The 20,294-nt window shown below is 64.3% G+C and carries 18 protein-coding genes; 12 read left to right on the forward strand and 6 right to left on the reverse strand.

What is annotated here, in order from left to right; translation table 11 throughout:
* Positions 1 to 98 precede the first annotated feature (98 nt).
* Positions 99 to 1,484: a glycosyltransferase family 87 protein gene (locus tag ACFK0J_RS39725; RefSeq protein ID WP_378735055.1), complete on the reverse strand. Its 1,386-nt coding sequence runs from the start codon at positions 1,482 to 1,484 to the stop codon at positions 99 to 101.
* Positions 1,485 to 1,653: 169 nt separating this feature from the next.
* Here ACFK0J_RS39725 and rpsF point away from each other — a divergent pair, with 169 nt between their 5' ends.
* The 7 genes from rpsF (at position 1,654) to ACFK0J_RS39760 (ending at position 8,508) form a co-directional block, all read left to right on the forward strand.
* Entirely contained in the window at positions 1,654 to 1,941 is a 288-nt protein-coding gene (gene rpsF, locus ACFK0J_RS39730; protein WP_040740039.1) for a 30S ribosomal protein S6, read from the forward strand.
* 87 nt (positions 1,942 to 2,028) lie between these two features.
* A complete protein-coding gene (locus tag ACFK0J_RS39735; RefSeq protein WP_378735057.1) occupies positions 2,029 to 2,586 on the forward strand; it encodes a single-stranded DNA-binding protein in 558 nt (185 codons plus the stop codon).
* A gap of 58 nt (positions 2,587 to 2,644) precedes the next feature.
* The gene (gene rpsR, locus ACFK0J_RS39740) at positions 2,645 to 2,896 is read left to right on the forward strand and encodes a 30S ribosomal protein S18 (RefSeq protein WP_014989074.1); all 252 of its coding nucleotides are present in this window, start codon (positions 2,645 to 2,647) and stop codon (positions 2,894 to 2,896) included.
* A gap of 17 nt (positions 2,897 to 2,913) precedes the next feature.
* On the forward strand, positions 2,914 to 3,366 hold the full coding sequence (gene rplI, locus ACFK0J_RS39745) for a 50S ribosomal protein L9 (protein WP_378735059.1): 453 nt from the start codon (positions 2,914 to 2,916) through the stop codon (positions 3,364 to 3,366).
* A gap of 657 nt (positions 3,367 to 4,023) precedes the next feature.
* On the forward strand, positions 4,024 to 7,107 hold the full coding sequence (locus ACFK0J_RS39750) for a replicative DNA helicase (RefSeq protein ID WP_378735061.1): 3,084 nt from the start codon (positions 4,024 to 4,026) through the stop codon (positions 7,105 to 7,107).
* A gap of 421 nt (positions 7,108 to 7,528) precedes the next feature.
* Positions 7,529 to 7,846, forward strand: a complete 318-nt coding sequence (locus ACFK0J_RS39755; RefSeq protein WP_378735063.1) for a hypothetical protein — start codon at positions 7,529 to 7,531, stop codon at positions 7,844 to 7,846.
* A gap of 413 nt (positions 7,847 to 8,259) precedes the next feature.
* Positions 8,260 to 8,508 carry a hypothetical protein gene (locus tag ACFK0J_RS39760; protein ID WP_378735065.1) on the forward strand — a complete coding sequence of 83 codons (249 nt, stop codon included), beginning with the start codon at positions 8,260 to 8,262 and terminating at the stop codon, positions 8,506 to 8,508.
* Between the two features lie 782 nt (positions 8,509 to 9,290).
* On the opposite strand, the gene ACFK0J_RS39765 is transcribed toward ACFK0J_RS39760, so the two are convergent.
* Complete coding sequence (locus ACFK0J_RS39765) at positions 9,291 to 9,818, reverse strand: DUF1062 domain-containing protein (RefSeq protein ID WP_378735067.1); 528 nt, start codon at positions 9,816 to 9,818, stop codon at positions 9,291 to 9,293.
* Positions 9,819 to 10,246: 428 nt separating this feature from the next.
* Here ACFK0J_RS39765 and ACFK0J_RS39770 point away from each other — a divergent pair, with 428 nt between their 5' ends.
* Positions 10,247 to 10,777, forward strand: coding sequence for a hypothetical protein (locus ACFK0J_RS39770; protein ID WP_378735069.1), 531 nt, complete (start codon positions 10,247 to 10,249; stop codon positions 10,775 to 10,777).
* 77 nt (positions 10,778 to 10,854) lie between these two features.
* Here the strand turns inward: ACFK0J_RS39770 and ACFK0J_RS39775 are convergent, their stop codons facing one another.
* Positions 10,855 to 11,265, reverse strand: coding sequence for a Rid family hydrolase (locus tag ACFK0J_RS39775; RefSeq protein WP_378735070.1), 411 nt, complete (start codon positions 11,263 to 11,265; stop codon positions 10,855 to 10,857).
* A gap of 77 nt (positions 11,266 to 11,342) precedes the next feature.
* Here ACFK0J_RS39775 and ACFK0J_RS39780 point away from each other — a divergent pair, with 77 nt between their 5' ends.
* Together ACFK0J_RS39780 and ACFK0J_RS39785 are read left to right on the forward strand one after the other, a co-directional pair.
* Positions 11,343 to 11,756, forward strand: coding sequence for a winged helix-turn-helix transcriptional regulator (locus tag ACFK0J_RS39780; protein WP_378735072.1), 414 nt, complete (start codon positions 11,343 to 11,345; stop codon positions 11,754 to 11,756).
* A gap of 87 nt (positions 11,757 to 11,843) precedes the next feature.
* Positions 11,844 to 13,190 carry a family 1 glycosylhydrolase gene (locus ACFK0J_RS39785; RefSeq protein WP_378735074.1) on the forward strand — a complete coding sequence of 449 codons (1,347 nt, stop codon included), beginning with the start codon at positions 11,844 to 11,846 and terminating at the stop codon, positions 13,188 to 13,190.
* A 28-nt stretch (positions 13,191 to 13,218) separates the two neighbouring features.
* Here the strand turns inward: ACFK0J_RS39785 and ACFK0J_RS39790 are convergent, their stop codons facing one another.
* Both ACFK0J_RS39790 and ACFK0J_RS39795 read right to left on the reverse strand, forming a co-directional pair.
* Positions 13,219 to 14,364 (reverse strand): RNA polymerase sigma factor, encoded by a 1,146-nt coding sequence (locus ACFK0J_RS39790; protein ID WP_378743340.1) that lies wholly within the window; start codon positions 14,362 to 14,364, stop codon positions 13,219 to 13,221.
* A 6-nt stretch (positions 14,365 to 14,370) separates the two neighbouring features.
* On the reverse strand, positions 14,371 to 14,778 hold the full coding sequence (locus ACFK0J_RS39795) for a YciI family protein (protein WP_378735076.1): 408 nt from the start codon (positions 14,776 to 14,778) through the stop codon (positions 14,371 to 14,373).
* Positions 14,779 to 14,932: 154 nt separating this feature from the next.
* On the opposite strand from ACFK0J_RS39795, the gene ACFK0J_RS39800 reads away from it, so the two are divergent.
* Entirely contained in the window at positions 14,933 to 15,319 is a 387-nt protein-coding gene (locus tag ACFK0J_RS39800; RefSeq protein ID WP_378735078.1) for a DUF1330 domain-containing protein, read from the forward strand.
* A 58-nt stretch (positions 15,320 to 15,377) separates the two neighbouring features.
* Here ACFK0J_RS39800 and ACFK0J_RS39805 read toward each other — a convergent pair whose 3' ends face one another.
* Positions 15,378 to 18,875: a DNA-directed RNA polymerase subunit beta gene (locus ACFK0J_RS39805; RefSeq protein WP_378735080.1), complete on the reverse strand. Its 3,498-nt coding sequence runs from the start codon at positions 18,873 to 18,875 to the stop codon at positions 15,378 to 15,380.
* 491 nt (positions 18,876 to 19,366) lie between these two features.
* Here ACFK0J_RS39805 and ACFK0J_RS39810 point away from each other — a divergent pair, with 491 nt between their 5' ends.
* On the forward strand, positions 19,367 to 20,194 hold the full coding sequence (locus tag ACFK0J_RS39810) for a hypothetical protein (protein WP_378735082.1): 828 nt from the start codon (positions 19,367 to 19,369) through the stop codon (positions 20,192 to 20,194).
* Positions 20,195 to 20,294: the final 100 nt, after the last annotated feature.

Raw genomic sequence — 20,294 nt, forward strand, 5'->3', positions numbered from 1 at the left:
CGTACCGGGCGAGCAGCTGCCGACGCCGCGACCGGCACTCGAGCGGGCATTCGGCAAGCCTCGAGCAACCGTTGTGTGGCGCCGGACACCCCGGGCAGCTACCCGACCGGGATCAACTCACCCGGAGCGAATCGCGGCACCGGCGGCGGAACCCGGCGAAAGCCGCGCGGGAGCGCGCGCAGGAACACGAAGAACAACGCGACCAGCAGCACCGCCCTGCCCCACACGCCGAACTGAACGATCTTCTCCATCGTGTCCACCGGCCTGCCGGAGCCGAGCGAATAGAAATACCGGAACACGCCGATCCCGATGGCGGCGTCGGCGAGCAGGTAGGCCCCGATCATCGCCCACGGCACCTCGAGCAGCACCAGGAACGGCACCAGCCACAGCGTGTACTGCGGCGAATGCACCTTGTGGAACAGCAGGAACGCACACAGCATCGCGCCGCTCACCCCGACCCACGGGAACACGCCCGTCGCGATATACCGTTTCCAGCCGAGCCACATGGCCAGGGTGAACGCGGCCAGCACCAGCGTCGGCGAGGCGACCGAAACGATCTGCTGGAACAACGCCTCACTCGCGGTATCCGGCCCGAACAGCGGTCGAAGCCCCCAGTACCAAATGGAATTCGTGGTGATATCGGCCTGGCGCAACTGCTGGAAGGTGATCGACGCGCGCCAGCCCTCGTACCCGGCCACCGCGAACGGCAGGTTCACCGCGAATACCGTGCCGATGGCCGCGGCTGCCGTCAGCAGCGCTCCACGCACGTCGAAACCCGGCTCGTCCCGGTCGCGCTCGACGCCACCGGTGAGCACGTACGCCAGCAGCGGCAGCACGAAGATTCCCGGATACAGCTTGAGACAGAACCCGAGACCGAGCAGCACCGCGGCCAGCATTCCCCTGGTGCGCAAGGAGTATCGGGTCAAGGTGGCGACCACGTACACCGCGGCGACCGCCGTGCACACCACGGGAAGTTCCCAATTGTGGAAGGCGTAGAGCACCAGCGGCGGTCCCGCCGCCCACAGCAGCGCCGCGCGCCCGGCGAGCCGGGCCAACATCCAGGCGGTCAGCAACGCGAACGGCGCCAGCAGCAGCGCGGAGTGTCGCAGGAACTCGGCGTCGTTGTCCGCGCCGAGCGCACCGAGCCACATCAGAGTGCCGCTGAGCACCGGATATTCGACCGCACCGCCGACCAGCATCCCGTTGTCGGTGATGCCGCCATGGACGTAGGGGAAGACGTGCTGGTCGATCTCGCGACCGAGCCAGAGGAACTGGATATCGGAATAACAGACATCCGAATCCTTGGCGACATCGAATACCGTACTGCGGCCGTCCGCCGCGAACGGCGCACCCGCGCAACGCGCCTTGTTCGCGTACGCCAGCGCGAGGGTGAGCCCGCACAGCAGCACCACCACCGCCACCAGCGCCACGCGACGAGTCACGCGGCGCGCGATCAGGTCGCTGTCGACGAGTCCGGTCGGCATGTGGACCACACTAAGCGGCGCGATGGGCCAATGCCCCCGTTCCCTCGCCGACGGGATCGATTTCTATGGCAGCGGCTGGTCATGTAGCCTTGTCGGGTTGCTGACGCGACGACCCTCCTGCCACGGAGAGCCCGTGGCCGTTTCCTAGTCCACAGGAGGTGATTGGTCCGTGCGTCATTACGAAGTGATGGTTATTCTCGATCCAAGTCTGGATGAGCGCACCGTTGGTCCGTCGTTGGAGACCATGCTCAACGTGGTTCGTACCGATGGCGGCAAGGTCGACAAGGTCGATATCTGGGGCCGCCGCAGGCTTGCCTACGAGATCGCCAAGCAGGCCGAGGGCATCTACGCGGTGGTCGATCTGACCGCGGAGCCCGCGACCGTGAGCGAACTCGACCGCCAGCTCGGCCTGAACGAGTCGGTGCTGCGCACCAAGGTTCTGCGCCACGACAAGTAGTCCCGCAACCCTCGATTGCGTCGGAGCCTGTCTCTAGGCTCTAGCGCAACAGCGAGACGCGGACTGCACCCGAGCAGGAGGAACCACATGGCAGGCGACACGGTCATCACCGTCATCGGAAACTTGACGGCCGACCCCGAGCTTCGATTCACGCCCGCGGGAGCGGCGGTGGCTAATTTCACCGTCGCATCGACTCCCCGTGTGTTCGATCGCAATTCGAACGAATGGAAAGACGGCGAAGCGCTGTTCCTGCGCTGCAATATCTGGCGCGAAGCTGCGGAAAATGTCGCCGAAAGCCTGACCCGGGGTTCCCGAGTCATCGTGAGCGGACGACTCAAGCAGCGCTCCTACGAAACCCGCGAGGGTGAGAAGCGCACGGTCGTCGAGCTCGAGGTCGATGAGGTCGGTCCCTCGCTGCGCTACGCCACCGCGAAGGTCAACAAGACCAGTCGTGGCGGCGGTGGCGGCGGCGGAGGCTTCGGGTCCGGCGGCAGTGGTGGCTCCGGCGGCGGCAGCAACTTTGCCCCGGCCGGCTCCGGTGGTGGCGGTGGCCGTTCCGGCGGTGCCGAGGACGACCCTTGGGGCAGCGCGCCCGCGGCAGGCTCCTTCGGGGGCGGCCGCATGGATGACGAACCGCCGTTCTGATCAACGGCTCTCATAGGCCCACCCAGCGTGGACCATCAATGATTACGGAGTAAACGACATGCCTAAAGCGCCAGCGCGCGAAAAGGTGCTCAAGAAGAAGGCTTGCGCATTCTGCAAAGAAGCCAAGTCCGGAATCGTCAACATCGACTACAAGGACACGGCGCTGCTGCGTAAGTACGTCAGCGATCGCGGCAAGATCCGCGCCCGCCGGGTCACCGGTAACTGCGTGCAGCACCAGCGTGATATCGCGGTTGCCGTGAAGAACTCGCGTGAGGTGGCCCTGCTTCCTTACGTGTCGACGGCTCGCTGAGTAAGGGAGGCACGCAAATGAAGTTGATTCTGACTGCTGACGTGGACAACCTCGGTGCGCCCGGCGACACCGTCGAGGTCAAGGACGGCTACGGCCGCAATTTCCTGCTGCCGCGCGGCCTGGCGATCGTTGCCAGCCGTGGTGCCGAAAAGCAGGTCGCGGGCATCCGCCGGGCGCAGGACGCCCGTAAGGTGCGCGACCTCGATCACGCCAACGAGCTGAAGCAGGCCATCGAGGGCCTGGAGTCGGTCTCGCTGTCGGTGAAGACGGCGGGTACCGGCAAGCTGTTCGGCTCGGTGACCCAGGCGGACGTCGCCGCGGCCATCAAGGCGGCCGGTGGGCCGGTGGTCGACAAGCGCAGCATCGAGCTGCCGAAGTCGCACATCAAGTCGACCGGCAAGCACAACGTCGTGGTGCACCTGCACCCGGACGTGGTGGCCAAGTTCGACCTGACGGTCGCTGCCAGCTGAAATAGCGCTACCTCGAAGACCACTCCCGTGTTCGGCACGGGAGTGGTCTTCGGTGTGCGATGCTGCCCACGTTTCTGAATAGCTAATTATTTGCCCGCTGCCTGGCCTTGCCATCTGGACGGTTCTCGGCGGATCACCGCTGGTCACTGGCGTTCCCATTGGCGGGCCTGTGGATCAGTCAGGAAACCGACCGGTGGCAATGTGATTCAGCTCATAGCCGTCACCCGTGCTGTTAACCCAACACGCCCGGCTGTTCAACTCTGCCGACACGCCGCGACTTTATTCATCCACACGTGGATAGATCAGGAAATCGATATCTATCTGCGCGTATCCGCCGGGTGACCTGGGTTTTCCCCAAGTAGTACACAGGGGGTGCACACAGTTAGGTGAACAGTCCCCAACTTATCCACAGCTGTGTGCACAGTAGCGTTTGGTGACCGCCCCTCGGGTCGCCTAGGTTCGTCGCTACGTCGTGAACGAACGGCCCCGAACATCCGGAATTCGTGGATATCGCACCGGTAGCTGGAACCCGCGGGTGGCGCCAACCATCGTGCGGACGGCCACCGCTGCCGCTGCGGCCGACGTGTCGGAGCCCGAGAGTAGAACCAGTCATCAATAGGGTGAGCCCGGTGGGTGGAGAGAGGACGGTCGAGTCTCATGGCAGTCGTCGATGACCGCGGACACACCGAACCGCCCGGCGAGGACTTCGGTCGGCAGCCGCCGCACGACATGGCGGCCGAGCAGTCCGTACTCGGCGGCATGCTGCTGAGCAAGGACGCGATCGCCGACGTCATCGAGGTGATGCGACCCGGCGATTTCTACCGCCCCGCACACCAACTCATCTACGACACCATCCTCGACCTCTACGGTCGCGGTGAACCCGCGGACCCGGTGACCGTCTCGGCAGGCCTCGACCGCCGCGGTGAACTCAAGCGCATCGGCGGACCCCCCTACCTGGTCACGCTCACCCAGACTGTCCCCACCGCCGCCAACGCCAGCTTCTACGCCGAGATCGTCGCCGAGAAGGCCATCCTGCGCCGCCTCGTCGAAGCAGGCACCCGCATCGTCCAGTACGGCTACGCGGGCGCCGACGGCCAGGACATCGCCGAGGTCGTCGACCGCGCCCAAGCCGAGGTCTACGAGGTCACCGAACGCCGCACCACCGAAGACTTCCTCCCGCTCGAGGAACTCCTCCAACCCACGATGGACGAAATCGATTCCATCGCCAGCCGCGGCGGCATCTCCCTCGGCGTCCCCACCGGCTTCACCGAACTGGACGAAATCACCAACGGCCTACACCCCGGCCAAATGATCATCGTCGCGGCGCGCCCCGGTGTCGGCAAGGCACTCGCCCTCGACACCCCCCTGCCGACCCCCACCGGCTGGACCACCATGGGCGAAGTCCGCGTCGGCGACGAACTCCTCGACGCCAACGGACATCCCACCCGCGTCCTCGCCGCCACCGACATCCTCACCGACCGTCCGTGCTACGAGGTCGAATTCTCCGACGGCACAGTGCTCGTCGCGGACGAGGAACATCAGTGGCTCACTGTAGCCCGCTCCCATGGGTCTCAGCCCGCTGTACGGACAACTGGCGACATCGTCCACACCCTTCGCTCGGCAGATGACAACCTGAACCATGCCGTCCCCGGCACCGCGCGCTCCGAGTCCCGGCAGATCGTGGATGTCCGCAAGATCGACACGGCGCCCGTCCGTTGCGTCGAGGTCGACAACAGCGACCACCTCTACCTCGCCGGGCCAACCATGGTGCCGACCCACAACTCCACGCTCGGCATGGATTTCATGCGCAGCTGCTCGATCAAACATGGCTTGCCGAGCGTTATCTTCTCGCTGGAGATGAGTCGCACGGAAATTGTGATGCGTCTTTTGTCTGCCGAGGCGAAGATCAAGCTCGGCGACATGCGGTCGGGGCGGATGAGTGACGACGACTGGACCAAGCTGGCCCGCCGCATGAGCGAGATCAGTGAGGCGCCGCTGTTCGTGGACGATTCACCGAACCTCACCATGATGGAGATTCGCGCCAAGGCGCGTCGCCTGAAGCAGCGCCACGATCTGAAACTCGTTGTGGTGGACTACCTCCAGCTGATGACCTCCGGCAAGAAGGTCGAATCCCGACAGCAAGAAGTCTCGGACTTCTCGCGAAACTTGAAGCTGCTCGCCAAGGAACTCGAGGTTCCGGTGGTCGCGATCAGCCAGCTGAACCGTGGTCCCGAACAGCGAACCGACAAGCGGCCCATGGTCTCCGACCTTCGCGAATCAGGCTGCCTGCCCGCGTCTACGCGCATCCTCCGCGCCGACACCGGTGGGGAGACCACCCTGGGTGAGCTCCTCGCCAGTGGGGAGCAGCCGTTGGTGTGGTCGCTGGACGAGCGCATGCGGATGGTTGCTCGCCCGATGGTGAAAGTGTTCCCCAGCGGGCGCAAGGAGGTGTTCCGGCTTCGCCTCGCCTCCGGCCGCGAGGTCGAAGCCACTGGGAACCACCCCTTCCTGACCGTCGACGGCTGGATTCCGCTGGAGAAGCTGGCCATCGACGATCGTCTCGCCACGCCCCGCGTGATACCCGAGCCGGTGCAGACGACCCGGATGGCGGACGCCGAGGTAATCCTGTTGGCGCACATGATCGGTGATGGTTCCTGCGTCAAGCGTCAGCCGATTCGCTACGCCAGCATCGATGAGGAAAACCTGGCCGTCGTCACGGAGGCGGCCACCCATTTCGGCGTCACCGCCGCCCGTGACGAGTACGTCGCCGCACGCGTGACAACCCTGCGTTTGCGCGCCCCTGAACGCCTCACCCACGGCAAGCGCAATCCCATCGCCGCATGGCTCGATGAATTGGGCTTGTTCGGCTTGCGCAGCTACGAGAAGTTCGTCCCACAGCCCGTGTTCGCACTCCCCAACGACCAGGTTGCACTGTTCCTGCGCCACCTCTGGGCGACGGACGGCTCCGTGCGCTGGGATGCCAAAGAACGTCAGGCTCGTGTCTACTACGCGTCCACCAGCCGACGCCTCGTCGACGACGTAGCGCAACTGCTGCTCCGCCTCGGTGTTCACGGACGAATAAAGCAGGTCCGCAAAGACGGCTACCGACCATGCTGGCACCTTACGATCGATGGTCCGGACAACCAGACCATCTTCCTGCGAGATGTCGGAGTGCACGGCGCCCGCGGCAAGGCCGCGGAAGCTGCCCTGGTTGAACTGGAACCGATAGTCCGCAACACCAACGTGGACACGGTGCCCAAGGAAGTTTGGACCAAAGTCCGCGGCTTGCTGGCTACCAAACACATGACCCACCGCGAATTCTCGGCGGCAATGGGCTCGCGCTTCTGCGGCTCGACAATGTGGAAGCGCTCCCCCAGCCGATCACGGCTCGCCCGTGTGGCGGCAGTCCTCGATGACGCCGACATAGAAATGTTCGCCACCAACGACGTCTTCTGGGACAAGGTCGTGGAAATCACCAGCCTCGGCGAACAAGACGTCTACGACGGCACCGTACCGGGCACACATAATTTTGTAGCCCAAGGCATTTCAGTACACAACAGCCTCGAGCAGGACGCCGACATGGTTATTCTGCTGCACCGGCCCGACGCATTCGAACGAGACGACCCCCGTGGCGGCGAAGCCGACCTGATCCTCGGCAAACACCGTAACGGCCCCACCGCCACCATTACCGTTGCGCACCAGCTGCATTTGAGCCGGTTTGTGGATATGGCCCGCGGTTAGCGGTCGCTGTAGGGTCTCACGCCGCCTTTCATGATCTCACGATCAACTTCTTCGCCACTTCATATATGAAGACGGCGTGAGACAACGTTCTACGAAACCGCCCACACGCCAACGGCGCACGTGACAAGCTCTCGCGAAGCACCCAGCCGGATGACGAGGGCAAGTGATGAGCGGGACCGTGGCGCTGAAGTCCGCCACGGTGGTTGTGCGTCGCCCGCACAAGGATCAGTTAGATGAGCTTCTGTGGTCCAGGGTTAGCGGTGATCTTCTCGCCGCTGCAGCGCCCCTGGCGGACGTTCCGGTAGCGTCACGACCAGAGCACTACTCGGGTACCTACTGGTCGGCGACGGAAGCCGGTCACGTCATCTAAGAATCGCGCCTCGAGCTGTCACGCCTGCTGATCGCAGATTTCGATCGCTCGGTGAAACACATCGCGGTCCAGCCATTTCTGCTCAGGGCAACGGTGGACCGGAAATTGCGGGAGCAGATTCCCGAGTATCTCCTACTCACCGACGACGGCCCAGTCGTGGTCGCCGTAAAGTTTCGTGCGCGAATGGCCCGGCCAGCCGTTCAGTCGACATCCACGTGGACGCGGGAGCTGGTCGAGTCTGTCGGGTGGCGTTACGAGGTAGCCAACGAAGCCGCTCCGGTGATGCCGGAGAACGTTCGTTTTCTAGCTGGTTACCGGCGCCCATGGTTGCTGCGCCAGCGCTGCTGGCAGAGTTGCGGACCGGCGTAGTTGACAATGTCCGTTCGTCGAGAGAGGTTATCGCCACCGAGCTCCACCGTCGCGCCGGGCTCGACACCCGTTGCGCACCGTAGTAACTGGGACGGACAGGACGACAACGCGTTGCCGACCAGTCCGGGCGTGTGGGTTGGTATCCGCCCACACTCGGAGTGCACACTCGGCAGGGGACATTCGTGTTACGAAATTCGGTGCACGAGAACCGCTGAGTCCATATTGGTTTACCTCCTGAACAGCGGCTTTAGCGACCAGTTGACGGAGCCGCGCTCGCGCTCTACTGTCTTCGGCATCGGGCACTATAGTGTCCAATCCGAAGCTTCAGCCGATCGGCTGAAGCTTTTTCGTTTCTACAGGTCCTAGCCTCCGGTGCTCGCTCCCGGGGGCTTTTGTCATTTCTGGAGGTGGTTGTGCCGATCGAACTGGCGGCTGCGACGTGGGCAGGCGGTGCATGGACGGTGTTCTGGCTCCAGTTACCCGTGCTGGTCCTCGCGTTGGCGGTCATCATTGTTGCTATCACCGCTCTGCGGAGGGCTCGACAGGAAGACATTCCCAAGGTGTTCGAGGCGTTCGCAACAGCGTTCGGCCGCCGAGCCCCACGAACCAAGCCCCGACGCATGGTGCGTCGTCGACGCGTGACCGAGGAGGACGCCAAGTGACGCGCCGCCGAAAATTGATCCACGACCTGTCCGACAGTGTGGCCGACCGAGATCTGCGTGAGCGCCTGGCTCAGGCTGTATGGGAAATGTCAGGCCGATTGCCCGCCTACTACCTAGCGTTCGATCCCAGCCAACTGTATCGAGATGCGAATCCATCAACAGAGGCCCGAGAGCGACGGCTACTCGGAGGTCATCTATCTGTTGCATGGGCTGTACCGGAGTACCGTGCCGCGCTGATGGCGTACACGGGGAAAGATCCCGAGGAGGGCCGCTGCAGAGGATGCAATATAGAACTGCAGCCTCGGCAAACCGGAGACCGCGGCCGCCCTCGTGAACACTGCAGCAACGGGTGTAGGCAACGCGCATACCGAAACCGCAAACGAATAGAAGCGCGAGAGCTCGCGCGACCACCGTAAGCGTCCCCGGCGTAGGCGTTCAACGGTCGCCCCTCCACAAAGTTAAATCACCGACATCACCGGATGGCTCCAGGACACCACCTCGCCGTTCCGCAGTCGGGCTCACGCCAGTACGAGCTCGACTGTCTGTACCGCACTATTGGTGGCTCCGTAGGAAATGAAGCGGATCGTGAGACGACTCGGACATCAAGGGTCTGAAGACAAGAGGAAAATCTGCTGGTCGCGGATGTGAATTATGAAGCGGAGGTAGAGACCTCTACAGGTCGCCTGTCGGGTCAACCATTCGAGCGCGGCAGCGACGGCAGGCGTTCACGCGGCCGGGGCCTGTCCGGCGGATCGTGCCGGACAGGCCCTGGTTCCGAGGGGTCAGCGTTTGAGGGTGAAGGTGAAGTCGCCGGAGAGCTTGCCGCTCAGGCGAACTGCCGAAACGAGGTTTCCGTCGGTGCGTAGTCGTTCGACTTCGGCTCGGGAAAAGCCGAAACCTTCAGCGATCAGTCGCACCGGTCGGACGGGGATCCGGGCGGCAAAGCGGACGGAGACGTCGATTGCCTCGTCCCCCGGTTGATCCGATCCGCCGGTGTCGAGGCGCCACGCGTTGTCCCAGTCGAGGGCGATGCGATTACGGCGTTGCACGACCGGGTCCTGGAGTAGCTCGGCTGTCAGGTCAGGGTCGTTGTCATGCAACCGGTTCAGTAGCTCAGGTCGTACGGAACGCACATTCGTCCGTTCCAGGACAGTGAGCTTGGTGGTTTCCCCGCAAGTGGTACAGAGCGCGAGGAGCCAAGCGTCGATGAGCTTGTGGTTCGCGTTGACGCGAAATTTACCGCTCGCGCGGAAGCGCTCGGATGCGCACGCGTGGCAACGGCGGCGAATAATAGGCAGGCAGGTGGGCACAACCACCCAGTTCTCGAGCACAGAAGTACACCTGTTCCAGTGAGAAGTCCGCAGCGAAAAGAAGCGCGGCGCACATGCGCGACGCGCGACAAATCAGCACTCGGGAGGTCTCACAGGATGTACAACGGCATGCCCTCGACTAGACGACTTGGTCCGGCAGCACGGTAATGGCGCGCAACGACGCCGCGCCACTGATTTTCGAACACCTCACGGCCGGTCCCGCCGCCGAACCATGGACAAACCTAGAACCAGATCGCGGCGACGATGACGGTGCGCACCAGCGGCCCACGACCTGACCGGCACGGGCGACTACCCTACGAGGATTACCCCGATGAGCGGGGCTGGCGCTGAGACGCTTTGTGCCGTGACTTCGCGTTTCGAAGTGCCGTTACAGTGGTGGGTCACTGCCGGATTCTCGAGGAGTGGATATGGGGCGGTCCGGCAAGATGATCGGCCCGATGTCGCTGGTGTGGACGCTGGGTGTCGCGGTAGCGGCGGTGGCCTTCATGGCGGGTGCGCTGAACCTGGGGGTCGCGATAGCCCGATGGACCGGTTCGCAAGTCGCGATGGCGCTGTTTCTACCGGTGAGCGCATTGCTGGGCATAGGTGCGTGGATGTTCGTGCTGGCCGCGGCATGGCGGTTGCGCCGGAATTACCTGCGGCGGGCGGGGATCGCGATCTCCGCGGTGGTGGTCGAGTCGGACCTGCGGCGCAAGTACCGTCAGGGTCCGCTCAACTACGATTTGTGGCGAGTGCGGATCGAAGCCCAGTTCCCGCACCCGGACTCGGGTGCGGATACCCGTGTGCAGAAGCAGTACTTCTACCCGCAATTCCGCGAGGTCAAAGCGCGGGCTCTGGCCGAGCGACTGAGCGTCGGCTCCTCGGTTCCCGTCGTGGTCCACAAGAATGCCGCGTTGTTCGACATTCCCAAACGGCCTGTCTGGGCCGACATCTGGTGACCGTCGGAGGCTCCGGCTGGGAAGTTGCCATTGGAGAAACGAAGCCCGCCTCTTTCCGTACCGCGGTCGGTTGACGCTCAGTCGAGGACGGCGTATGCCTCTACTTCGACGAGTACGTCGGGTTCGAATAGGTAGTCGACGCCGATTGCGGAGAGGGGCGGCAGCGGCTGTGGCAGGTCGAGTTCTGCTGTGACGCGTGCGATTCCGGCGATGAAGTCGTGGTATTTGTCCGGGGTCCAGTGGGTGACGAAGAAGCGGAGACGTACGACGTCGGCGAAGGTTGCGCCGGCGCCGGCCAAGCCGCGGGCGGTGTTGCGGAGGGCCTGTGCGATCTGACCGGCTAGGTCACCGGGCGCGACCGGGTTGCCCTCGGCGTCGCGTGCTATCTGGCCCGCCACGTGCACGTGGCGCGTGCCTGTGCTGATCGAAACGTGGTGGTACGGAACGGGAGTGAACATGCCCTCGGGGGTCAGCAGTTGTACTGCCATGGGTGTCCCTTCGCTGTCGGAGTAGGTATCCGATGTCTACCTGGTACTCGAAGGGAACTTCAACGAGACTAGGTGTCATGCCGGAAACCGCGCCAGCACGTTCGGACAGTCCTCAGCTCACCGAGCAGCACCGCGAGTTGCTCGACCAGGTGCTCGACAAGTGGTCGCTCCAAGTCCTCGACGCGCTGTGCGGGAGTCCGTTGCGCTTCAACGAGCTCCGACGAGCGATCCCGGTAGTGACGCAGAAGTCGCTCACTGCGGCGCTTCGGCGACTGGAGCGCAACGGGATGGTCGACCGCATCGTCACGAGTACGCGGCCCGTCGCCGTCGAGTACCGCATCTCGCCGCTCGGAAAGACGTTGCAGGACCTCATCGATGCACTCCTGCACTGGTCCACCATCACATTGCCCGAGGTCGAGCAGGCCAGGGCGCGTTTCGATGACCTGGACGACGCGGACGAAATGCCCTCGCCGAACCGTCTGCGTCCCTGACACATCTGGCCCTTGGGGCACGACTCGCGGAACGGGACTATCGCGACATTCGCACGTCGACGGTGAGCAGCCAGTTACCCTGAGGTGATGCGATTCCGGTTTCGTAGGTATGCCCTCGCCGTACTCGCCGCCGCATCGAGCATGCTGCTATGTACGCAATCCGCGGCGGCCCTGCCGTTCCGGCCGGTCGCTGCCACACCGCCGGTGGACCCGGGTTTTCTCTGGGGTGTCGCGACCTCCGGATTCCAGTCCGAAGGCCATGCGCCCGACAGCAATTGGACGCGGTACATCCCGTCGCATCCCGATTACGACGCATTGCACGATTCCGTCGACTTCTATAACCGCTATGCGTCGGACATCGACCTGGCGGCCGCGCTCGGCGTGCGGGTATTCCGGCTCGGGATCGAATGGGCCAGACTGCAACCTGCGCCGGGGGTTTGGGACGAGGACGCGTTCCGTTTCTACGACGCCGTCATCGCGAATATCGTGCGCGCCGGGATGCGACCGATGATCACCCTCGACCACTGGGTGTACCCGGGCTGGGCGGTCGATCGCGGCGGCTGGCGCAATCCCGGCATGGTCGAGGACTGGCTGGCCAACATGCGAACGGTGGTCGATCGCTATGCCGCCCACAATCCGCTGTGGGTCGCGGTGAACGAGCCGGCCGCCTATATCTCGCACGAGGTCCGCAGGCGCGCCGCCGATGCCGGCGAGATGCTGGAGCGGATCGCGCAGGCGCACAACGCCATCTACGACCACATCCACCACGTGCAGCCCGGCGCGCAGGTGACCAGCAATGTCGGCTACGTCGCCGGTTCGGAGGCCGAGGTCAACGGAGCCTTCCTCGATCGCGTCGCGCACCGGCTCGACTACGTCGGCATCGACTACTACTTCGGCTACGATCCGGCGCAGTCGCTGCTCGGGGCCATCACCCGAGCCACCGGATCTGCTATACCGAACCTGCCGGGTACGAACATCTGGGAACTGCCCCTGCGTACCGAGGGCATCTACTATGCGCTGCAACACTATTCGCGCCGTTTCCCCGGCAAGCCGCTCTACATCGTGGAGAACGGCATGCCCACCGAAAACGGACGCCCCCGGCCCGACGGCTACTCGCGCAGCGATCATCTGCGCGACACCGTCTACTGGATCCAGCGCGCGAAAGCCGACGGTATGAACGTCATCGGCTACAACTACTGGAGCCTCACCGACAACTACGAATGGGGCAGTTACACGCCACGTTTCGGTCTCTACACCGTCGACGTGCGCACCGACCCAGCTCTTGTTCGCCGACCCACCGATGCGGTCGGCACCTACACGCAGCTCGTCGGCGCGGGCGGCGTCCCCGCCGACTACCGACCCACCCGTAGCCCGGCCCTCTGCTTCCTGGTCGATCCACCGGCCAGCTGCCTGAATCCGGTCGCGGTCCCGTAACCGATTCGGTCGCAAAGGAACCCGTCGCTCACCTGCGCAGCTGTGCGTTGAGCCGTGCGGCCTGTCGCGTGAGATGGTCGCGTTCGGGGAGGCTGTGCGCCGAATGCGCGGCTTCGGCGTAGAGCCGCGCCGCGGTCACCGGATCACCGTCGCGCTCGTGCAGGTACGCCGCGACCGCGGAGTGGCGGGGCAGGGTGGGGTCGAGCTCCGCCAGGGCGGCCAGACCGGCCCGCGGTCCGTCGGCCTCGCCGACCGCGACGGCGCGGTTGAGGCGGGCCACCGGATTGTCGGTGCGGCGCACCAGTTCGTCGTACCACTCGACGATCTGCACCCAGTCGGTCTCCTCGGCCGTGCGCGCGTCGGCGTGCAGCGCGGCGATGGCGGCTTGGGCCTGGAACTCGCCCAGTCGATCACGGGCGAGAGCGGCCTGGAGTATGTCGACACCCTCGGCGATAAGTCGGGTGTTCCATCGACTGCGATCCTGCTCGGCGAGCGGGACGAGGTTGCCGTCGGGACCGGTCCGTGCCGGGCGCCGGGCGTGGTGCAGCAACATGAGCGCGAGTAGGCCCGCCACCTCCTCATGGTGGGTCTTCGCCGCCAGTTGGCGGGTGAGCCGGATCGCCTCGGCGGCGAGGTCGACGTCGCCGGAGTAGCCCTCATTGAAGACAAGGTAGAGCACGCGCAGCACGGTGGCGACGTCACCGGCCTGGTTGAACCGGACGTTCGCGACGGTCCGCTTGGCCCGACTGATCCGCTGCGCCATGGTCGCCTCGGGGACGAGGTAGGCCTGTGCGATCTGCCGGGTGGTCAGACCGCCGACCGCGCGCAGCGTGAGCGCGACGGCCGAGGCCGAGGTCAGGGACGGGTGCGCGCACAGGAAGTACAGCTGCAGTGTGTCGTCCACCGCCGTAACCGGGCCGGGCATGGGCTCGACCTCGACGCGTTCCTCACGCTGCCGCCGAGAGGTTTCGGCGCGGGCGGCGTCGAGGAACTTGCGCCAGGCCACCGCGACCAACCAGCCCTTGGGGTCCCGCGGCGGGTCATCGGGCCAGGCGCGCACCGCTTCGACCAGCGCCTCCTGCACGGCATCCTCGGCCGCCGCGAAGTCTGCTCCGCGGCGGACGAGGATCCCGATCACAGTGGGGGTGAGGGTCCGCAGCAGGGCCTCATCCACCATGCGTCACTCCGTAACGGTCGGCGATGCGGCGTAGAACGGACGCAGCTCGAGCCATTCGTGGATCGGCTTCCCACCCGCGCCGGGGGCCGCGGACAGTTCACCCGCCAGCTCGACCGCCCGCTCGTAGCTGTCGACATCGATCACCATCCAGCCGGCGATCAGGTCCTTGGTCTCCGCGAACGGGCCGTCGGTGACCGGCGGCCGCCCTTCGCCGTCGTAGCGGACGAACGTGCCCTCCGAAGACAGCGCCTGACTGTCGACGAACTCGCCGGTGCTCTCGAGCCGAGCGGCGAAGTCGTTCATGTACTGCAGGTGGGCCGAAATCTCCTCCGGTGTCCACTGATCCATCGGCACGTCGTTGACCGCTGCGGGTGCGCCCCGGTAGTGCTTGAGCAACAGGTACTTGGCCATCGTGTTCTCCTTGATGAGGTACGGCCCATTGTGGCCGTGTTCTACTGCTGGGACGGAGCTGCGGACTGGTTCTCGACATCCCACGGCGATATTTTTTGGCGGACTTCGAAGTCGCCTTGGGGCCTATCGTCGTTGTCTGGACTGTCCGGATGCCATGATCGCGTTACGACACCCGATCGACCCCGAGGACGCTATGCCCGCCTACGTCATCGCTCATCTACAGGACGCCGCCCCGCACCCGGAGATCGTCGAGTACATCGAGCGCCTGCCCGGTACTTTCGAGCCGTATGGCGGCCGCTACCTCGTGCACGCGACGCCACACGAAGTGAAGGAGGGCAGTTGGCCGGGGGCCGTTGTGATGCTCGGCTTTCCCGGGATCGAGCAGGCTCGGGCCTGGTGGGATTCACCCGCGTACCAAGAGATCGCGCCGCTGCGCTCGCGCCACATCGAGGGTGACATCATCCTGGTCGAAGGCGTACCCGACGGCTACACCCCGACTGCGGTCGTAAAAGCCTTGCGGGAGAGCCTGTCTGCCGAGTAGCCGCACCGCTCGGACTGCCGCGCACCGAGGATCCGGTGCGCGGCAGCTCGGGCAGTGGTCAGCCCGGTAGGTCGTTGACCGAGGCGGATTCATTGCGGGACAGCGTGATTCCGAGTTTCGCCGCGGTGCGATCGAGCTCTTCGTCGTCGCCGTGATCCAATTCGATGGCGGACCCGGCGGACAGGACCTCGACGTTGAGGCACAGCGACTGGAGTTCCTTGAGAAGCACCTTGAACGACTCCGGAATGCCCGGCTCCGGAATGTTCTCGCCCTTGACGATCGCCTCGTAAACCTTGACGCGACCGACGACGTCGTCGGACTTGATGGTCAGCAGTTCCTGCAGGGTGTAGGCGGCGCCGTAGGCCTGCATGGCCCAGCACTCCATTTCACCGAAGCGCTGACCACCGAACTGTGCCTTACCACCGAGCGGCTGCTGGGTGATCATCGAGTACGGACCGGTCGAACGGGCATGGATCTTGTCGTCGACCAAGTGGTGCAGCTTCAGGATGTACATGTAGCCGACCGCCACCGGGTACGGAAACGGTTCACCGGTTCGGCCGTCGAATAGTGTTGCTTTACCGTCTTTTCCGACCATCACCTCGCCGTCGCGGTTGGGCAGTGTCGACGCCAGCAACCCGGCGAGTTCTTCCTCCCGGGCGCCGTCGAAGACCGGTGTCGCGAGATTCGTATCCGGGTCCGCCGACAACAACTCCTCGGGCAATCGTTTCGCCCAATCCGGACGTGTACCGTCGGTCAGCTGAATGTCCCAGCCTGCCTTGCCGATCCAGCCGAGGTGGGTCTCCAGGATCTGGCCGATGTTCATACGACGCGGCACACCATGGGTATTGAGGATGATGTCGACCGGCGTGCCATCCGGCATGAACGGCATGTCCTCGGTCGGCAAGATCTTGCCGATCACACCCTTGTTACCGTGGCGACCAGCGAGCTTGTCACCGTCCTGGATCTTGCGCTTCTGCGCCACATACACCCGCACCAACTCGTTGACACCGGGCGGCAGATCGTCGTCGTCCTCACGCGAGAACACCCGAATACCGATGACTTTGCCCGACTCACCGTGGGGCACCTTGAGCGAGGTGTCACGCACCTCACGGGCCTTCTCACCGAAGATCGCCCGCAGCAACCGCTCCTCGGGAGTCAGCTCGGTCTCACCCTTCGGGGTGACCTTGCCGACCAGAATGTCACCATCCCGAACCTCGGCACCGATCCGCACGATCCCGCGCTCGTCGAGATCGGCCAGGACCTCATCGGAGACATTCGGGATATCACGAGTGATCTCCTCGGCACCGAGCTTGGTGTCACGAGCATCGATCTCATGCTCCTCGATGTGAATCGAAGTGAGAACATCCTCCTCCACCAGGCGCTGCGACAAAATGATCGCGTCCTCGTAGTTGTGGCCTTCCCACGGCATGATCGCCACCAGCAAGTTCTTACCCAGGGCCATCTCACCGTTCTCGGTGCACGGCCCATCGGCCAGCACCTGACCGACCTCGACACGCTGCCCCTCGTCCACGATCGGACGCTGGTTCGCACAGGTCCCCTGATTGGTGCGGGCGAACTTGCGCAATCGATAGGACTTCCGCGTGCCGTCGTCGGCCATGACCGTGACGTAGTCGGCCGAAACCTCCTCGACCACACCGGATTTCTCGTTCACCACGAGATCGCCCGCATCGATCGCGGCCCGCAACTCCATACCGGTACCGACCAGCGGCGCCTCCGACCGAATCAGCGGCACCGCCTGCTTCTGCATGTTCGCACCCATCAGGGCGCGGTTGGCGTCGTCGTGCTCGAGGAACGGGATCATCGCCGTCGCGACCGACACCATCTGGCGCGGCGAGACGTCCATATAGTCGACCTCGGCGGAGTCGACGAGTTCCACTTCGGAATTCTTGCGACGCACCACGATTCGCGCATCGACGAACCTCCCCTCGGCATCGAGCGACTCATTCGCCTGCGCCACGACATGCAGGTCTTCCTGGTCGGCGGACAGGTAGTCGACCTCGTCGGTCACCTTGCCGTCGACCACTTTTCGGTACGGCGTCTCGATGAAGCCGAACGGATTGACCCGCGCATATGCCGACAGGTAACCGATCAGCCCGATATTCGGGCCTTCCGGCGTTTCGATCGGGCACATCCGGCCATAGTGGCTGTAGTGCACATCGCGGACCTCGAGACCGGCGCGTTCCCGGGTCAGGCCACCCGGCCCGAGCGCCGACAGGCGACGTTTCTGGGTCAGACTGGCCAGCGGGTTCCGCTCATCCAGGAACACCGACATCTGCGAGGTTCCGAAGAACTCCCTGATTCCCGCGACGACGGGGCGGATATTCATCAGCGTCTGCGGCGTGATCGCCTCGACGTCCTGCGTCGTCATCCGTTCCCGGACCACGCGCTCCATCCGGGACAGACCCACCCGGATCTGGTTCTGGATCAACTCACCGACGGTCCGCAACCGGCGATTGCCGAAGTGGTCGATGTCGTCGACCTCCACCGGCACCTCGATGCCGCCGGGGGCGGTCATGACGCGCTCGCCCGCGTGCAGGCGTAGCAGGTATTCGATGATCGTGACGAGGTCTTCCTCGGTGAGTACCCGTGAGCCGATGACTTCGCCGGTGTGGATGCCCAGCTTCTTGTTCATCTTGTAGCGACCGACGCGCGCCAGGTCGTAGCGCTTCTCCTTGAAGAACAGGTTCTCCAGCAGCGTCTGCGCCGACTCCTTGGTCGGCGGCTCACCCGGACGCAGCTTGCGATGGATGTCGAGTAGCGCCTCATCGGTGCCCGGTGTGTTGTCCTTGGCCAGGGACGTGGTCATGATCTCGGAGAAGCCGAACCGTTCGGTGATCTGCGCACTGGTCCAGCCGAGCGCCTTGAGCAGGACCGTCACGGGTTGACGACGTTTGCGGTCGATACGAACGCCGACGGTGTCGCGCTTGTCGATGTCGAACTCCAGCCACGCGCCACGCGACGGAATGACACGCACACTGTGCAGGTCCTTGTCCGTGGTCTTGTCCGTGCTGTGCTCGAAGTAGACGCCCGGCGAGCGCACCAGTTGCGAGACGACGACGCGTTCGGTGCCGTTGATGATGAACGTGCCCTTGTCGGTCATCATCGGGAAATCACCCATGAAGACCGTCTGGCTCTTGATCTCACCGGTGTTGTTGTTGATGAACTCCGCGGTGACGAACAACGGCGCCGCGTAGGTCAGATCCTTGTCTTTGCATTCCTCGATCGAGGCCTTGACCTCCTCGAAACGGGGTTCGGAGAGCGTCAGCGACATCGTCGCGGCGAAGTCCTCGATCGGGCTGATCTCGTCGAGCACCTCCGCCAATCCGCCTGCGGCCGATTCACCGCGCACCGCTGCCCGTTCGCGCCAGGCAGGTGCGCCGATCAACCATTCGAACGAATCTGTCTGGATCTCCAGCAGGCCCGGAACATCCAGGGGCTCACGGAGTTTGGCGAATGAAACCCGCTTCGGCGCCCCAGCGATTCCGCTATCGGCGGGTATTGCGGCATTGCCCTTGGTTTGACTCGAGACTGCCAAGATGCGTCCTTCCAGCACCTCGCGCCGCCCACGCGTTCACGCGGTCGTCACGGTATCTGCTTGTCCTGTGGGCTGTATTCACATTGCGCGCCGACCGGACGCCGCCCGAACATGACTCGACAACAACGGGTAGCCGGTGACACGCAGACAGTGTCACTTTCTACAGTCATTTCGTATTTCGAGAGTTGGACAGCACTCGCCCCGGTGCGAAGTCCTAAATTACACGCCAACTCGACCGATGTCGAGGGCATAAATAAAGAGACATCAGATTTACCGATGCCTTCCTATATCGATAATGACATTCCAATACGCCATTCGTCAAGACTATTAGCGGTAATCCGCCAACGCGTTCACAGCGGCGGTGCGACCGGCCCCGGCGGCGCTGCGTGCGTGCTCCGACCTGGCCGCACCATGTCACCGGCCGGTGCCACACGCGATGCATCCACGTCGGCGCCGAATCCGACTGCGGCTCCAGCCAATACAGTCACCGCATGGACAAGCGCACGATCCGCATTCTCGACGCCGCATATCGCCCGCGGGCAAAACTCTGGGACTCCGCGCGGGGTGAAAGTGTTGTCGACGAGAACGCGCTCCCGGCGGCGGATCGGGCGTACTTGGATTCCGTCGGCGTCGTAGTCAACGACTTCGTGACCTGGGATCACCACGAGCAGGTCGGGCGGGCGGCGAAGCTCGACTGGCAGCAGGTCGCCGCCGCGTTCGTGGCCGGGGTCGGTGGCAGCGTGCGGCGCGGGCTTCCGGTGCTCGACGGCTACGTGTGGTGTGCGAAGCTGCCCGAGCACAGCTACCGGACCATCCCCGAACTGCGCGCCTGCGGTGTCTGCGGTGCGAACCAGCGCAACACCGTCGACCGGACCGAGTTGCGGCTTCGATTCTGGCAGGGCCGACCGTGGTCGAATCTCATCGGTGCGACGATCAATCTCGCGGAGTTCGGCACGCTGGCGCCGATCACGCCGACACCGGAGGATCGCCTGGTGTTCGACGCGATGTTGGACGTGCTGTCCGCGGCGCCGGTCGAGGTGTCGCCCAGTGGCGCGGTCGCGCTGCTCGGACAGGCGAAGGTGATCCCGAAATCGAATGCGGGCCTTCGTTATCGAATTTTGGAGGGGCTGGCCGACGTCGGCGTACTACCGCAGCCCGCGGTCGGCCTGCGCACAGATCTGTGGGTGGACGTCCAGGAACATTCCCGCGCTTGGGCCACCCTCGGGCGTTCCCATCGCTCCGATGTTCCGATGCCGCTTGCCGCGTGGAACGGGTCCCACGGCGTGGATCGACAACGAGCGGCGGAGCTGTTCGGATAACTAATAGTTCCGCGTGCTAGCGGAATTCCCCGGGCGATAGCTGCCCCTATTTCCATGGGCAATGCCGACTCGGCGTGACCGCACTGTGCTGTTCGTCGCC

This window comes from Nocardia brasiliensis (assembly GCF_042691675.1).
Taxonomy (GTDB): domain Bacteria; phylum Actinomycetota; class Actinomycetes; order Mycobacteriales; family Mycobacteriaceae; genus Nocardia; species Nocardia brasiliensis_D.

Bases quoted from the DNA above. Each gene is read 5' to 3' on its own strand.
- ACFK0J_RS39780 (WP_378735072.1), top strand. From the start codon at position 11,343: ATGCCGGAAACCGCGCCAGCACGTTCGGACAGTCCTCAGCTCACCGAG.
- ACFK0J_RS39795 (WP_378735076.1), bottom strand. From the start codon at position 14,778: ATGGCCAAGTACCTGTTGCTCAAGCACTACCGGGGCGCACCCGCAGCG.
- ACFK0J_RS39750 (WP_378735061.1), top strand. From the start codon at position 4,024: ATGGCAGTCGTCGATGACCGCGGACACACCGAACCGCCCGGCGAGGAC.
- ACFK0J_RS39800 (WP_378735078.1), top strand. From the start codon at position 14,933: ATGATCGCGTTACGACACCCGATCGACCCCGAGGACGCTATGCCCGCC.
- ACFK0J_RS39735 (WP_378735057.1), top strand. From the start codon at position 2,029: ATGGCAGGCGACACGGTCATCACCGTCATCGGAAACTTGACGGCCGAC.
- rplI (WP_378735059.1), top strand. From the start codon at position 2,914: ATGAAGTTGATTCTGACTGCTGACGTGGACAACCTCGGTGCGCCCGGC.
- ACFK0J_RS39810 (WP_378735082.1), top strand. From the start codon at position 19,367: ATGGACAAGCGCACGATCCGCATTCTCGACGCCGCATATCGCCCGCGG.
- rpsR (WP_014989074.1), top strand. From the start codon at position 2,645: ATGCCTAAAGCGCCAGCGCGCGAAAAGGTGCTCAAGAAGAAGGCTTGC.
- ACFK0J_RS39785 (WP_378735074.1), top strand. From the start codon at position 11,844: ATGCGATTCCGGTTTCGTAGGTATGCCCTCGCCGTACTCGCCGCCGCA.
- ACFK0J_RS39770 (WP_378735069.1), top strand. From the start codon at position 10,247: ATGGGGCGGTCCGGCAAGATGATCGGCCCGATGTCGCTGGTGTGGACG.
- ACFK0J_RS39775 (WP_378735070.1), bottom strand. From the start codon at position 11,265: ATGGCAGTACAACTGCTGACCCCCGAGGGCATGTTCACTCCCGTTCCG.
- ACFK0J_RS39725 (WP_378735055.1), bottom strand. From the start codon at position 1,484: ATGCCGACCGGACTCGTCGACAGCGACCTGATCGCGCGCCGCGTGACT.